The 13,924-nt window shown below is 60.0% G+C and carries 14 protein-coding genes; 7 read left to right on the top strand and 7 right to left on the bottom strand.

The annotated features are described in order from the left end of the window. Nucleotides 1-177: 177 nt before the first annotated feature. Both H0Z09_RS08325 and H0Z09_RS08320 read right to left on the bottom strand, forming a co-directional pair. Complete coding sequence (locus H0Z09_RS08325) at nt 178-1,347, bottom strand: zinc-dependent alcohol dehydrogenase (protein WP_186689554.1); 1,170 nt, start codon at nt 1,345-1,347, stop codon at nt 178-180. Continuing rightward, nucleotides 1,347-2,180, bottom strand: a complete 834-nt coding sequence (locus H0Z09_RS08320) for an SRPBCC family protein (RefSeq protein ID WP_186689552.1) — start codon at nt 2,178-2,180, stop codon at nt 1,347-1,349. The genes H0Z09_RS08325 and H0Z09_RS08320 overlap by 1 nt, the downstream gene beginning before the upstream one ends. A 453-nt stretch (nt 2,181-2,633) precedes the next feature. Here H0Z09_RS08320 and H0Z09_RS08315 point away from each other — a divergent pair, with 453 nt between their 5' ends. Next, nucleotides 2,634-2,903, top strand: coding sequence for a DUF6555 family protein (locus H0Z09_RS08315; RefSeq protein ID WP_076954902.1), 270 nt, complete (start codon nt 2,634-2,636; stop codon nt 2,901-2,903). A 436-nt stretch (nt 2,904-3,339) separates the two neighbouring features. On the opposite strand, the gene H0Z09_RS08310 is transcribed toward H0Z09_RS08315, so the two are convergent. From H0Z09_RS08310 to H0Z09_RS08295, 4 genes are all read right to left on the bottom strand, one after another. Then, nucleotides 3,340-3,579 (bottom strand): DUF2934 domain-containing protein, encoded by a 240-nt coding sequence (locus tag H0Z09_RS08310; protein WP_186689550.1) that lies wholly within the window; start codon nt 3,577-3,579, stop codon nt 3,340-3,342. A 30-nt stretch (nt 3,580-3,609) separates the two neighbouring features. Beyond that, nucleotides 3,610-4,161 carry an ATP-dependent Clp protease proteolytic subunit gene (locus tag H0Z09_RS08305; RefSeq protein WP_186689548.1) on the bottom strand — a complete coding sequence of 184 codons (552 nt, stop codon included), beginning with the start codon at nt 4,159-4,161 and terminating at the stop codon, nt 3,610-3,612. 53 nt (nt 4,162-4,214) lie between these two features. After that, a complete protein-coding gene (locus tag H0Z09_RS08300; protein ID WP_076954898.1) occupies nt 4,215-4,565 on the bottom strand; it encodes a general stress protein in 351 nt (116 codons plus the stop codon). A 295-nt stretch (nt 4,566-4,860) separates the two neighbouring features. Then, nucleotides 4,861-5,037 (bottom strand): general stress protein, encoded by a 177-nt coding sequence (locus H0Z09_RS08295; protein WP_003174481.1) that lies wholly within the window; start codon nt 5,035-5,037, stop codon nt 4,861-4,863. Nucleotides 5,038-5,389: 352 nt separating this feature from the next. On the opposite strand from H0Z09_RS08295, the gene H0Z09_RS08290 reads away from it, so the two are divergent. The 6 genes from H0Z09_RS08290 (at nt 5,390) to H0Z09_RS08265 (ending at nt 11,588) form a co-directional block, all read left to right on the top strand. After that, on the top strand, nt 5,390-6,319 hold the full coding sequence (locus H0Z09_RS08290) for a ZIP family metal transporter (protein WP_186689546.1): 930 nt from the start codon (nt 5,390-5,392) through the stop codon (nt 6,317-6,319). Nucleotides 6,320-6,450: 131 nt separating this feature from the next. Further along, nucleotides 6,451-7,536, top strand: a complete 1,086-nt coding sequence (locus H0Z09_RS08285; RefSeq protein WP_186689544.1) for a M42 family peptidase — start codon at nt 6,451-6,453, stop codon at nt 7,534-7,536. Nucleotides 7,537-7,559: 23 nt separating this feature from the next. Continuing rightward, nucleotides 7,560-8,060: a CinA family protein gene (locus H0Z09_RS08280; protein WP_186689542.1), complete on the top strand. Its 501-nt coding sequence runs from the start codon at nt 7,560-7,562 to the stop codon at nt 8,058-8,060. Nucleotides 8,061-8,176: 116 nt separating this feature from the next. Then, on the top strand, nt 8,177-9,979 hold the full coding sequence (locus tag H0Z09_RS08275) for a PAS domain S-box protein (RefSeq protein WP_186689540.1): 1,803 nt from the start codon (nt 8,177-8,179) through the stop codon (nt 9,977-9,979). After that, a complete protein-coding gene (locus tag H0Z09_RS08270; protein WP_186689525.1) occupies nt 9,976-10,371 on the top strand; it encodes a response regulator in 396 nt (131 codons plus the stop codon). The genes H0Z09_RS08275 and H0Z09_RS08270 overlap by 4 nt, the downstream gene beginning before the upstream one ends. Nucleotides 10,372-10,502: 131 nt before the next feature. Continuing rightward, nucleotides 10,503-11,588, top strand: a complete 1,086-nt coding sequence (locus tag H0Z09_RS08265) for a diguanylate cyclase (RefSeq protein WP_186689523.1) — start codon at nt 10,503-10,505, stop codon at nt 11,586-11,588. Here the strand turns inward: H0Z09_RS08265 and H0Z09_RS08260 are convergent. Continuing rightward, nucleotides 11,572-13,923 (bottom strand): TonB-dependent receptor, encoded by a 2,352-nt coding sequence (locus H0Z09_RS08260; protein ID WP_186689514.1) that lies wholly within the window; start codon nt 13,921-13,923, stop codon nt 11,572-11,574. The genes H0Z09_RS08265 and H0Z09_RS08260 overlap by 17 nt on opposite strands. Nucleotide 13,924 lies beyond the last annotated feature (1 nt).

The raw sequence follows: 13,924 nt of genomic DNA, 5'->3' as shown, positions 1-13,924 counted from the left end.
CCCAGCGAGGCTGCGAAGGCGGCGGCACTGCTGGCATTTTTGTTGCCTGACACTCCGCTTTCGCAGCCTCGCTAAAGCTCGACAACTCCCACAGGGGATCGCGAGTTGGGCTCATCGGAAGAAGATAACCGTATCTTTCTTCCGACGAGCATCAGCCTGAAACCACACGCACGACCCTCAGGGCTTGAACACCGCCCGCAGGCAATTATCGGTTTTTTCCTTGAACAGCTTGTAGCCTTGCGCCCCGTCTTCCAGGCTCATGGGATGGGTCAGCAGATAGGCAGGGTCGAGCTCGCCTTTCTGGATGTGCTCAAACAATGTCGGTGCGTAACGCTGCCCCGGTTGCTGCCCGGACTTGAGGGTCAATGCCTTGTTGACGATCGCGCCCATGGGGAACTTGTCGAGCAACCCGCCGTACACGCCGACCACCGACACCGTGCCGCCTTTGCGGCAGGCGCGTATGGCCTGCCTGAGCACGCTGCCGCGTTCGGTGTGCAGCCTGAGCAGTTGCTTGGCCTTGTCATAGGCGTAGTCGATCTCGGTGCTATGCGCCTCCATGCCCACGCAGTCGATGCAGCGGTCCGGCCCACGGCCGCCGGTCAGCTCCAGCAAGGCGTCGTGCACATTGGTTTTCTCGTAGTTGATAGGGATGGCCTTGCCGCGCTCTTCGGCCAGGCGCAGCCGGTCGGGGTAGCGGTCAATCGCAATCACCCGCTCGGCGCCCAACAGGTAGGCGCTGCAGATCGCCATCTGGCCAACGCCACCGCAGCCCCATACTGCCACGGTGTCGCCGGGCTGGATATCGGCGTTGTCCGCGGCAAAGTAACCGGTGGGCGCCGCGTCCGAGACAAACAGCGCCTGTTCATCGGTCACGCCTTCGGGCACCTTGAACAGGTTGACGTCGGCAAACGGCACCCGCACATAGGTCGCGTGGCTGCCGGGGTAACCGCCAAAGGCGTGGCTGTAGCCGATGATGCCGCAGCACGGCTGGCCGTACATCAGGTCCGTCGCCGACGGGTTTGGGTTGGAGTTGTCGCAACAGGAAAAATCGCTGCGCTGGCACGGCTCGCAGTTGCCGCAGCCGATGATCGAGATGGTGACCACTTTGTCACCCTTGCGCAGCTGCGTGACGCCTTTGCCGACCTCGACCACTTCGCCCATGAATTCGTGGCCAATGATATCGCCGGGCTTCATGGCGGGTACGTAGCCGCCGAGCAAGTGCAGGTCCGAACCACAGACCGAGGAGAGCGTTACGCGGATGATCGCGTCCCGTGGGTTGAGGATCGCAGGGTCGGCGACATTGTCGACTTGCAGCAGGTTGGGGGCTTGCCAGGTGAGTGCGCGCATCAGTGATGTCCTCCTTCAATAACCACGCCGGTCTTGGCTGACGGCTGATCGGTCGTGACCTGGTCAGTGCCGGCGTGTACGTAAAAAAAGTCGTCGTCCTGGTCCGGCCTGAGGCGATTGTTGCTGACCTCGCCGGTCTCCAGTTGCTGCTTCACCGCCTGCAGGGCGTTGAGCAAGGCTTTGTCGCTGAACAGGCTGATCGCACGGGCCAGGCCATAACCCAATGTGCCCATTGCCGGCTTGCACACCACCACGGCCTTGACCTGGGTTCCACGGCCGGCCGGGGCCGGTGTCACGGAGACGCTGATGTCGTGCGCCCAGCGCGCGTCGCCCGGGGTTTTCCAATGCAGCACATTGGGATCCTGGGGGTCGCTCTGCACCAACGTGCATTGCAGGCGCCGCCCGGCCGGCGCGCGGAGGTTCCAGCGCGCGGTGTCCGGGGTCAGTTGTTCAACGCTGTCGACCCAACGCAGCAAAGGGCCGATGTTCTCGGGCCTGGCGATGAAGGCAGACACTTCCTCCAATGGACGCATGATCGTAATGCTGCGCGTGATCGCCTCGCTGATCGGCCATTGGTGTTCGCTGCTGAATTGCGCTTCGTAGGGGGTGGGCGTCAACGCCTGCTTCAGCGCGCAGTGCCCGGCTGCACCGCGAAACACGCCGTAGGCGCCCGCCGCGATCTGCAGTACGCCGCTCAACCCGCCCTTGCGCCAGCCGCGCAGTAAAAGGGCAGCGCCGGCCGTCAGCGACAGCGTGCGCTCAGCCTTGGTCATCGTGCCGCTTCGGTGCGCGTCAGGCGGGGTGTGGGTCGATATCAGGGGCTGGTCAGTCATGGTTCGATCCTCCGATGGGTGTGTCTGCGATAGAAAATCGCGCGCCGTTTGAGGTTCCGCCGCATTTCAGAATTGGGGATGAAAGGTGTCGCGCTCTTCAAGTTCACGCTGTCCGCTGTAATGCATGCTTACACTTTGGAATAAACAACCCTTGCGTATATAGGGGTGCCTGCACTGGTCACGGTCTCGCTGAAGAAGGGTGGCCTTATAAACGGCGAAAAAAAGCCCGTACGGAGTACGGGCAAGACAGGAGTTTTTACCAGAGCCTGGAGTGAACAGACTCAGTAGTGAGAAACAAGAAAAGTGGAAACGGTTTTGTTTTTTTCATGAACTGCCGACGAATGGTCGTATTGCAAGGGCGCCGCAATCTGGTGCAACTAAAAAGACTTATAAGGGGAAAAAAATCTGAACCTTCGTACTGCGCAAATAACAAAAAAATTATCAGGAGCGCATATGAAAAATTCTTTATACATCATCGAATATGAATACCATCATGAGCCGAAGTCTTTCATTATAAGAGCTGAGGCCATGAACAATGCCGAGGCGTGGCATTGGGCATCCTGCGATGCGGGAATCGGTATAATTCCACGGTCGCGCCATGAAAAGATCAAGCGGGTCAGCAAACCTCTTGCGGAACGCTACGGCCTGGAGAATGTCAGGTGGCGTCCTTCCGGCAGCGTTCCGTTTATTGCGCAGCCCTATGTACCGCCGCCACCCGATTGAGTGTAACGTTAATAGAGTACATTCGTTTGGGTTTAGCGTTAGTTGAACGTAAGTCTTACTGTTTTCTTCGACGTTCCTGCAACATACATAACTTGAGGACGCTGCGTTGAAGTGCGTCCTTCATCACGTCGGCCAGATACTGTTGCCTGCATGTCGGGCAGAGCATGTCGGAGGCCGTGGACACCAGGTAGGCGGGTTCGTCAGTCGTAGGCTCAAAAGGTTGTTTGCATTGAGCGCATCCGCGGTTCGCTTGTAGATCAGACACATCGATTCCTCCTTGAATTGAAACGGTCACCCACAATCAATTATGACGTGATTGTTTTCAACAAAAAAAGGGAAGATTTTCAAACGAGCGCTTAGTTGATATTTAAACGCCAGTATTGGAGTTTCAAAGGGGGAGCGTTCGGACAGCTGCCGAACGCTTGGTCTGGCAGGTTCAGGTCTTGAGTTTTTTGCTGCGAGTTTTTTGCGCGGCGGACGAGGGCGCCGTCTGACGTTTCGAGCGGTCCGGCGTGGGGGGCGTGACACTGCTTTCGATCGAGCCCGACAAACCATCGGTCTGTGCGGGCACCAGTTCGTCCCTGGCTTGCAACCAGTGCACAAAATCCTGGCCGTCAGGCTTACCTTGCTGTTCCCAAATGCGGTAGGCGGTGAGTCGAATCGTTTCTTCGTCCATTGAGGTTGCTCCCGTTCTGGTTTAAAGGCGCTAGGAGTGAATGAAGCTGCTTACAAAATCGGCTTTGACGACCGGCAGTTCGATTGCATGGATCAGGCCGGCGGACATGGCTTGTTGCGGGTCAAGAATGCGCGGCGCCGCGATCAGGTACTTTTCCGTTTCGAGTTTTTCCCTGGCGTCTTGCGTGCGCTCGGCGACGATGCGTGCATACAGCTGCAGGTCGTAGTCGAGGCTCATGGCATATTCGGACATGCGCGAGTGGTCCACGGCACCTTGGACATGCCAATGGAACGGATGGAACAGGAATTTGCTGTGACTGCAGGCCGTCCTGCGTTCACCGGCCAGGAAGATGATATTGCCCATCGACTCCACGGTGCCCAGGTTGTGGGTATGTACCGGGATCGGCAGCGACAGCAGGAAGTTGTACATGGTGAAGCCGTAGCTGCATTCGCCGCCCATGGTGGCGATATTCACTACCAGGCCCGAAGCGTCCTGCTGCACGGCCAGGGAGGCTTTTTCGATGAGTTGGCTGCAGGTTGAGGCGGTGACCGGTCCGGTAAAGTTAATAATGTGTAAAGGCATGGTGTCCCTCATCAATCAAGGCAGGGGAGCATGGCTCCCCTGCATCAAGCACATTAACTGTTGCGTCCGCCACCATGGCTGTTCTGCCCGCCTTTACGGCCAGCTTCGGAGGCTTTCTCGCGGTCGTTGGCAAAGTTGCCGCCACTGTTCTGACCGCCTTTGCTACCCGCTTCGGCCGCGCGCTCGGGATCATTCTTGAAGTTCCCGCCGCTGTTCTGGCCACCTTTGCTACCCGCTTCGGCGGCGCGCTCGGGGTCGTTCTTGAAGTTGCCGCCGCTGTTTTGGCCACCCTTGCTGCCGATCTCCTGGTAGAACTCTTTGTCATGGGAAGCCGAAGTGGCTTCGCCACCTTTTTTACCGGCTTCGCTGACGCTCATTTTGCCATCATTGTCTTTAGTGCTCATGTTCAGTTACCTCGTCGTTATGTCGGTTATACAACTTTCATTTCGATTTAGCGGGTACTTACCTGGCGCAGTTCATGGCGCAGGTTATAACTGCCTTTCACACAGCGGGCGCGTTTGCGATCCGCCGATAGTTGATTCAGCCAGTTCAACGACTCGCCGATGCTCGTAACACGGGGACGCGTTGGGCCGTTCGATGACCCTTGCGTCAATGCGCACTTGCATACTGGGCCGATGATGCAATTCGCTTCGCTGATGTTCCACTGACGTACGCATGGTAAGTTGCCTCTTTATATCGTTACGACTTGCGGCCGCCGCCGTGACTGTTCTGGCCACCTTTACGGCCAGCTTCCGAGGCTTTCTCACGGTCGTTGGCAAAGTTGCCGCCAGACGCCTGGCCACCTTTCTTTCCCGCCTCTGATGCTTTCTGGGGATCGTTGGCGAAATTGCCTGGGTTTTTATTACTGGTCGTCATAGTAGTACTCCAACTGTAATTGAGGTTTCGCTGACGCCCGTTTACTGCAACGGACATATGTTCCGATAAGGCCAGCCTTCGAAATGTTTTGAGAGTTTTTAAAAAGGGCGATGAACGGTAGTTAGTCGCTAAAAACTTATACAAGTGGAGGATTTAATTGCCGCTTCGTATAAGTTTTGCACGCTGACAAGGGAGGAGATGATATTAAGTTAATAGCATCGCTCGCCGCTTGGCTTATAGAGATAGAAGGGGCCGTTAAATAAGGAACCTCTTGGACGAGCCGACACCCTAACGTACGCCAAGACTTGGAGGTGCTGCATGCCAGGTCCCTATTTCTGAGAAGGAGGAAATGATGCCTGACCTGTCGACACCCGATGAGGCAACTCCGCGCAGTTGGCTGAGCCATGTGTCCAGTCAAGGATGGGCCGGCGCGTTGTTCTGGACCACCACGGTTGCCGTGACGCTGTTGCTGTTGGTCAGCGGGTACAGCGCCATCGTCGGGGCCGATGAGTCCAACCTGCGTTATGCGTTACTGGGAGGCCTCAGCGGTTTCGCGGCGACGGCCCTCGGTGCGACGGCAGCGATGGTGCTGCGTGACATCAGTTCACGCACCCAGGACACCCTGCTCGGTTTTGCCGCCGGCATGATGCTGGCGGCCAGTTCGTTTTCCCTGATCCTGCCGGGTATCGAGGCGGCACAGGGCATTACGGCCAACCCGATGTGGGCCGCGTGCGTGGTCGTCCTGGGGCTGGGGCTCGGCGTCGCGCTGATGATCGGCCTGGATCGCTTCGTGCCCCATGAACATTCAAAGTCCGGCCGCAGAGGCCCCCAGACCGAACGCTTCAATCGCGTTTGGCTTTTTGTACTCGCCATTACTTTGCATAACCTCCCGGAAGGCATGGCCATCGGTGTGAGCTTTGCCAATGGCGACCTTCGCGTCGGCATGCCCCTGACCACCGCCATTGCGATCCAGGATATCCCGGAAGGTTTGGCGGTGGCCCTTGCGCTGCGCGTCACCGGGGTCTCAGCCGTTCGCGCCGCGCTGATTGCAATCGGCTCGGGGCTGATGGAGCCCTTGGGCGCGATAGTGGGGCTGGGCGTTTCCAGCGGGTTCGCCCTCGGCTACCCGATTGCCTTGGGGCTTGCAGCCGGCGCCATGATCTTTGTGGTCTCGCACGAAGTGATTCCCGAAACCCACCGCAACGGTCACGAAACCCCGGCCACTCTTGGCTTGATGCTCGGCTTCGCGGTGATGATGTTCCTGGACACTGCGTTGGGGTGACGGGGCGACGGCATCGCGAGCGGCGAAAATAATCTGAACAAGCGTACAACGCATCCAGTCATTTTTGATGTGTAAGGCGCCGAGGCGATGGCGCCATTTGTCATTCACCCGCCCGTGATCGAGAGCCAAGAATGTCTGATATACGAAGCGAAGCCAGCGGCGACGCCACCCAACATGGTCAATTATTGAAGCAGCTCCTGATGGCCCGTGGGCCAGGCGGGCAAGAGGACGAAGTCCGCGAAATCTGCCTGCATGCCATGTCACCGCTTTGCGACGAAACCTGGGTTGATCCCGCCGGCAACGTCGTGGGTTTGATCAGGGGCCGGCGAGAGCGCAGCGAACCCAAGCGTGCGATCAGGGTCATGGCGCATATGGATGAAATCGCCATGGTTGTGAAATGCATCGATGACGACGGCACCTTGAGAGTCACGGCCCTCGGCGGCGCCAATCCGGTGAATTTCGGCATGTGTCCGGTCGACATCCTGGGCGATCAAGACATCATGCCTGGGGTTTTGTCTTTCGGTTCGATGCATGCGACCCAAAATGCACCTCAAGGTGCTGATGTGATGTCCGGAAACGTGCACTGGAACGACGTGCATGTGGTGACCCGCGCTTGCAAAGACACGTTGCGTGCCCATGGCGTGCGGCCGGGAACACGGGTGGTGTTGAGTCGCCACTGGCGTGAACCGTTTCGCGTCGGTGATGCCATCGCGGCGCATTTTCTGGATGACCGCGCACCGATAGCCGCTGTGATCGAAGCCGCGCACCAATTGAGCCAACGTCGCGATGACTTGGCCTGCGACGCCTACTTTGTGTTTACGACTCTGGAAGAAGAGTGCAACGCCGGGGCGATGTACGCCTCGGCGACGCTGCCCGGCGATACCACCATCGCGGTCGAGGTCGGCCCGGTGATGGCCGAGTACGGAACACAGCTGAGCATCAATCCGATCATCAATACCGGCGACGAAAAAGGCTACTACACCCGCACGGTCGTAGCGTCCCTGGCCGCTGCCGCAGAGCGCTGTGGTTACACGCCCCAATATGCATTGCTGGTTGATTTCGCGTCGGATGCCAGCGCAGTGTTGAGCAATGGTTCATCGGCCCGGGCCGGGTGCATCTCGATACCGACAGAAAACACGCATGGTTATGAATTGATTTTGGACGGGGCCATCCAGGCGTGCTCGGCGTCGCTGTGCGAGTACCTGGGCACCTGCTGATCGCTACTCAGGGAGATATTGGTATGAACACAGCCGCGGCAACTATCGAGTTCCTCAAATCCAACGACCTGGTGATCACCACCGCTGAATCCTGCACCGCCGGCAAGATAGTCACGTTGCTCTCGGAAGTTCCCGGGGGCGGCGCGTTCATCGACAGCGGCTACGTTGTCTACTCGCCAGAGGCGAAGCAGCGGTTGTTGAACGTGCGCGCCTACACGATCGAAACGTTCAACCTGACCAGCTGCGAAGTCGCCAGGGAAATGGCCCAGGGCGCATTGCGTGACAGTGAGGCCGACGTCGCTGTGGCTACCACGGGCATCCTCGGCCCGGATGACATGGACGGCATACCCGCCGGCACAGTCTGCTTTGCCTGGGCGTACCGCGGCCCGCAGGGCCTGTGCCTGTTCAGCAGGAAGGAGCGATTTATCGGCTCGCGCGAGCAGGTGCAGCTGTATGCGGCGGTTCACGCGTTGGAGCGTCTGCCGTATTTTTATGAGCGGGCGGTGGCGGGGGAGAGAGGCTGAGCAGCCGTTTTCAACATTTTTATCGCAGTGGAATGCGTTTGAGCTTATACACTCAGGGAAGAGCCAAAGACGTCGAGAACAGGCGCGTTTCAACACCCGTGCATTGAGGAGCAGGTATGTTGCAAGTCGACGAGTTCCCCACAAAAACAGGGGAACCCAGTGAATACGAGAGCCTGCTCGCAATGGGCACTCACTCGCTCAATGCCATTCCGGGGGCTATTTACCTCTGTGATCGCGACGGATGGCTGGTCAGGTTCAACAGCGAAGCGGTCAACCTGTGGGGAAGAACACCTGCCCTGGGTGAGCATGGGGACCGTTTTTGCGGCTCGTATCGGCTTTACACCACAGGCGGCGCGCCGTTAGCCGTCGACGAATGCCCGATGGCCTCGACGCTCAATGCAGGCCTGCATGCGCGTAACCAGGAAGTCTTGATTGAGCGCCCGGACGGGTCGCGGTTCGTAGCGCTGATGAATATCCGCACGCTGAGAGACCGGCATGGCGCTATCCGGGGCGCGATCAACTGCTTTCAGGACGTCTCGGCGCATCACGCCATCGCCGAAGAACTGCGACGTAAAAGCACCGATCTCGAAGACTTTTTCGAAAACAGCGCCGTGGGCCTCCACATCGTCAGCGGCGAGGGCATTATTCTGCGGGCCAACAAAGCAGAGGTGTCGCTGCTGGGCTATTGCGCAGACGAGTACATTGGTCGTCACATCACCGAATTTCATGTGGATGAACCGGTCATCGGCGACATCCTCAACAAGCTCGGCAGCGGTGATTGCCTCAACAGTTACCCGGCGCGTCTGAGGGCCAGGGACGGCAGCATCAAACACGTCGCCATCACCTCCAATGGACGATTTGAAGACGGTAAATTCTTCAACACGCGGTGCTTCACGATCGATGTGACCCGCGTGCATGACGCCGAAATCGAGCGCCAGGAAAGCGAACGACACATGCGCAATCTGCTGGAGGCGCTGCCGGCGGCCGTTTACACCACCGACGCCGAGGGGCGCATCACGTTCTATAACCGTGCGGCAGTCGAGTTGTCGGGGCGCACGCCGCAACTGGGCGACCAGTGGCGCGTAACGTGGAAACTGTTCAACACCGATGGCACCTATCTTCCTCACGACCAATGCCCGATGGCCGTGGCGCTCAAGGAAAACCGGTCCATACGGGGCGTCGAGGCCATCGCGCAGCGGCCGGATGGCACCCGCGTACCCTTTGCGCCGTACCCGACCCCTCTGCACGATGCGGACGGCAACCTGATCGGCGCCATCAACATGCTCGTGGATATTACCGAGCGAAAGCAGGCCGAAGACCGACAAAAAAACCTGATTGACGAGCTTAATCATCGGGTCAAGAACACGCTGGCGACGGTCCAGTCCCTCGCGGCCCAGACAGCGCGCAATGCGTTGGATGCCAAGGACGGGTATACCCGGTTCGAAGGCCGACTGCTGGCGTTGTCGCGTGCCCATGACCTGCTGACGAAGCGGCATTGGGGCTTTACGCCGCTGGGCGTGCTGGCCCATGAAGTGTTAATTCCGGTGGTGGGCGCCGAGCCTGCCCGCATCACGATCACCGGTGATGCTGTCGAGGTGGACACCCGCATGGCCTTGAGCCTCACCATGACCCTCAATGAATTGGCAATCAACGCCCTTAAATATGGCGCGATGTCCACCGAGGCCGGGACGCTGTCCGTCAGTTGGCGCGTGCAACCCCAACCGAACGGCGCGCTACTGAGCCTGGACTGGCGCGAACAGGGCGGCCCCACGGTGCTGACGCCTGTGCGCGAAGGCTTGGGTTCGCGATTGATGAAGCGCTGCATCGAACGCGATTTGGGCGGTTCCTTTGAGCTCGACTTCGCCCAAGAGGGCGTTCACTGTCGCTTCTCGTTCATGGTCGCTGAGAACAAAACATGACCTCGTTCACAGGGATCAGGGTGCTCCTGGTTGAAGACGAGGGCGCCATTGCGATGTTGATCGAGGAAATGCTCGAAGACATGGGCTGCACGGTGGTTGCCTCCGTGGCCCAACTTGCGAAGGCGTTGCAAGTGGCCAATGGGGTGGAGGCAGACGTGGCGATTCTCGACGTGAACCTGGCTGGAGAGCGCGTATTTCCGGTAGCCCGGGTTCTGCGCGAGCGCAACATTCCGTTTTTATTCAGTACGGGCTACGGCGTCAGCGGCCTGCCGGCAGAATTTGCCGACTGCCCGGTGCTGCATAAGCCGTTTGCCGAGGTGGACCTTCGGCTGAAAGTCGCACTGACACTGGAATATCAGGCAGTAAAACCCGCGACTGACCGTCCCGTCTGAATCCCGCGAAATCTTTTCCATTCATCCCCTCCCGCAAAGCTTCTGTCCGGTCGAACAAAGGTTCCGGCAGGCGAGTGCCTTGATAATCCCTGCACTCAACCCCACCGCTGCAACGAGCACCGCGTCCCGCCATGAACCTGCGCACCTTCATCCGTAGCCACTGCCTGAACTCCAGGCTCGCCACGCATGCACTGATCCGCCTGCATCAGTTGCTGTCTTCCCTGGCCGCTCATCTGGCCCGGCGCGGCTTCGATTCCAACACATGCCCGGCCACCAGTGACGAGGCCGCGCTCGATCGTCGCATCAACACCCTGTGCCCCGAGTTGGCCGCCACCGTATTCAGCAACGCCCGCGACGGGATCATCCTGGTCGACCCGTTCGGCCGCGTCATCGCCATGAACGAGGCCTTCAGCCGGCTCACCGGCTATGGGCGCGACGAAGTGCTGGGGCGGGCGTTGAATTCCCATCGCATGGTGCGTCGGCTCGCAACGTTTTATGCACCGATGAAGAACGCGCTGGATTTCCACGGGCATTGGTCCGGTGAGATCCAAAGCAGCCACAAGGATGGACGGGAGATGACCTCGCGGATCAGCGTCAGTGCGGTGCATGACCGTCACGGCAATGTTCAGCACTATGTGGCGCTGTTCAGCGACATGACGCAGATGAAGCAGCGCCTCCAGTTGCTGGAACGGGATGCCCGGTATGACGCGCTCACCCAGTTGCCCAATCGCTTGCTGTTGGCCGAGCGGATGCGCCAGGCGCTGGGCCAGGCGGCTGTGGACCAGCAGAAGGTAGCGATCGTGTTTATTGACCTTGATGGGTTCAAGGCGCTTAACGACAGTTATGGCCATGATTGGGGTGATCGGGTGTTGCAGATTGTCGCGGCGCGGATCAACGCAACGCTGCGCGAAGGTGACACGTTGGCGCGGCTCGGAGGCGATGAGTTTGTCGCCGGGCTCGTGGGTTTGCAGGCGGTGGAAGACAGCGAACCTTTGCTCAAGCGGATGCTGCAGGCGGCCAACGCACCGATTTTGATTGGCACGCAGACAGTTGAGATCGCCGCGAGTATCGGCGTGGCATTTTATCCAGAGCATGGGACGCAGATCGATGGCCTGATCAGCAAGGCGGATCAGGCGATGTACCTGTCGAAAAAGGCTGGCGGTAATCGGTTGGCGTTTTGTCCGACGCGGCTTGTTTCGCTCAATAGCGAAGCCTGACGGTGGTGCCCAGGGTGCGTTCGCTGCCGGTCATGACGCCGTAGTCACCGGCGCCGAGCAATGAATACACGGCGGTGATGTACTGGCGGTCGAAGACGTTGCGCACCCAGCCTTCCACTTCCCAGGCACGGTCCTGGCTGCGCAAGCCAAGGCGCAGATTGGTCAGCCCATAGCTGGGTTGATAGCTGCCTTCGCCGCCTTCAAGGGTGCCGTAGTAACCGGTTCTGAAGCTGTAGTCGATGCCGCTGTAGGCTTCCAATCCATGGGCCAGCGGGTGACTGTGGTCGAGGCCGCTGCTCAAGCTCCATTGCGGCGCATTGTAGAGACGATCGCCGCTGAGGTCGCAGGTCCATTGGCCCGAGGCCGGTGGGCACGGTGCATTGAGGAAACTGCGGTAGCGCGCATCGCTCCAGGCGAGGCCCAGGCGCCAGGTGAGTTGCGGGCGCAGTTGCCAGGCGGAATCCAGCTCGATACCGCGCAGGCGGACTTTACCGACGTTGATCAGGTTGTCCCGCAGCGGCGGCGCGAACTGCGAGGTCGGCGGGCTGTAGGTGAGCGCCTGGTAGTTGTCGACGTCGGTCTGGTAGACGGCGAGGTCGAGCATTGCGCGGTCCTCCCAAAAGCGCGTCTTCAGGCCCAGTTCCAGGGAGGTGGCGCGCTCCGGCTCGAACGTGGGTGCGGTGAACGGGCCGACCACGTCGAAGTTGATCCCGCCGGCCTTGTAGCCCCGCGACCCACTCACATAGCCCATCACCGCATCGTTGAAGCGGTAGCTGGCGCTGAGCAGGCTGGAGACGTTGTTTTCTTCAATCGAATCTTCACGGTAATAACCACCGCCGAGTGCGATGCCGCGCAACAATTGCCCGCCCGCCTGGAAAGCCGGCGGCAACCCATTCAGCGGGGCCAGGTTGCTGACATCGCGCGAGACCCAGCCGTCCTTGCGCTCCTGGCTGTAGCGCAGACCGGCGGTGAGTTCCAGCGGGTCAACCGGACGCCAGGAAACCTGACCGAACAGGGCGCGGCTGTCGCCTTTCTGCTCGCCGTCGTAGCGTTGCCGGGCGCCTTCCAGCAGCATGGCCGGCACCTGGTTTGGCGCGGTGAAGGCAATGCCATAGCGTTTTTTCAGCGCCTCCAGTTGATCGCCGACGAACCACGGCGCGGCGTCCTTGCCGAATGCGACGTCGATCTTGCGGTCGAGCTGCTGACGCAGGTAATAGAGCCCGACGACATAATCGATGGACGAGCCGGCGGTGCCGGACAGACGCCATTCCTGGCTGAACTGCCGATGACCCAACGCGGTGTCGGACGCGGCCACCGACAGCGCGGTGCTGTCGCCGTCGCGGGTAGCGCGGTAGTCCCAGTCGCGGTAGGCGGTGATGCTGGTAACACGCATGGCCTCGTTGACGTCCTGGTTCAATTCCAATGAGACACCGTTCTGCAGGGTCTGCGGATGGCCCGGTGCGTCGATGCGTGTCTCGCGCTGGTAAGGCGCGGGTTCGGCCAGCGGATAACCGAGGAACTTGGCGCGCTGACGGGTCTGGGCGCTGTAATGATTGGCCAACAGTACATTGCCGGCCTCGTTTTGTTCGGCATGGTCGGCGATTAAACGCGCGCTGAAATCAGGGTTTGGCGTCCACAGCAATTGCCCGCGCAGGCCTTGACTGTCGGCGTCGCCGAGGCGGCTGCCATCCTGCAGGTTGTGCACCGAGCCATCGAGCGAGCTGTTGAACACGTTCAGGCGCCCGGCCAGTACGTCGTCCCGCAGCGGCCCGGAAACCACGCCGCGATATTCCCGCAACCCGTGTTCGCCGTAGCTGGCTTCCAGATCGGCTTCGGGTTCAAAGGTCGGCGCGCGAGTGATGATGCTCAGCGCGCCGGCGGTGGTGTTCTTGCCGAACAAGGTGCCTTGCGGCCCGCGCAGGACTTCGATGCGCTCGATGTCCATCAACTCGGTGAAGGCCATGCCCTGGCGCGCCTGGTAAACGCCATCGACGTAGGTGCCGACGCTGCCTTCCAGGCCATCGTTGTAGGCGGTCGCGCCGAAGCCGCGCAAGCCTACGCCGGCGAAGCGGGCGTCATGACCGGACACCACCAGGCCGGGCACCCGTTGCTGGATGTCTTGAAGCCGGTGCAGGCCGGCCGCGTCCAATTGATCACCATAGAGGACGCTGATCGGGATCGGTACGTCTTGCGGCGCCTCCTCGCGGCGTCGAGCGGTGACGCTTGATTCGTCGAGTGTGAGAGTGCCGGGTGCCTCTTGTGCGGCATTCGTCAACGTCCAAGGCAATGCCGCAAGGCAGCCGAGCCAGAGCAGCCGATAACCTGACCACGGCATG

It is taken from the genome of Pseudomonas sp. SWRI18 (genome assembly GCF_014268345.1).
Taxonomy (GTDB): Bacteria; Pseudomonadota; Gammaproteobacteria; order Pseudomonadales; family Pseudomonadaceae; genus Aquipseudomonas; species Aquipseudomonas cedrina.
The sequence above is the reverse complement of the archived record's forward strand: the minus strand, read 5'-3'. Positions and strand labels throughout refer to the sequence as shown.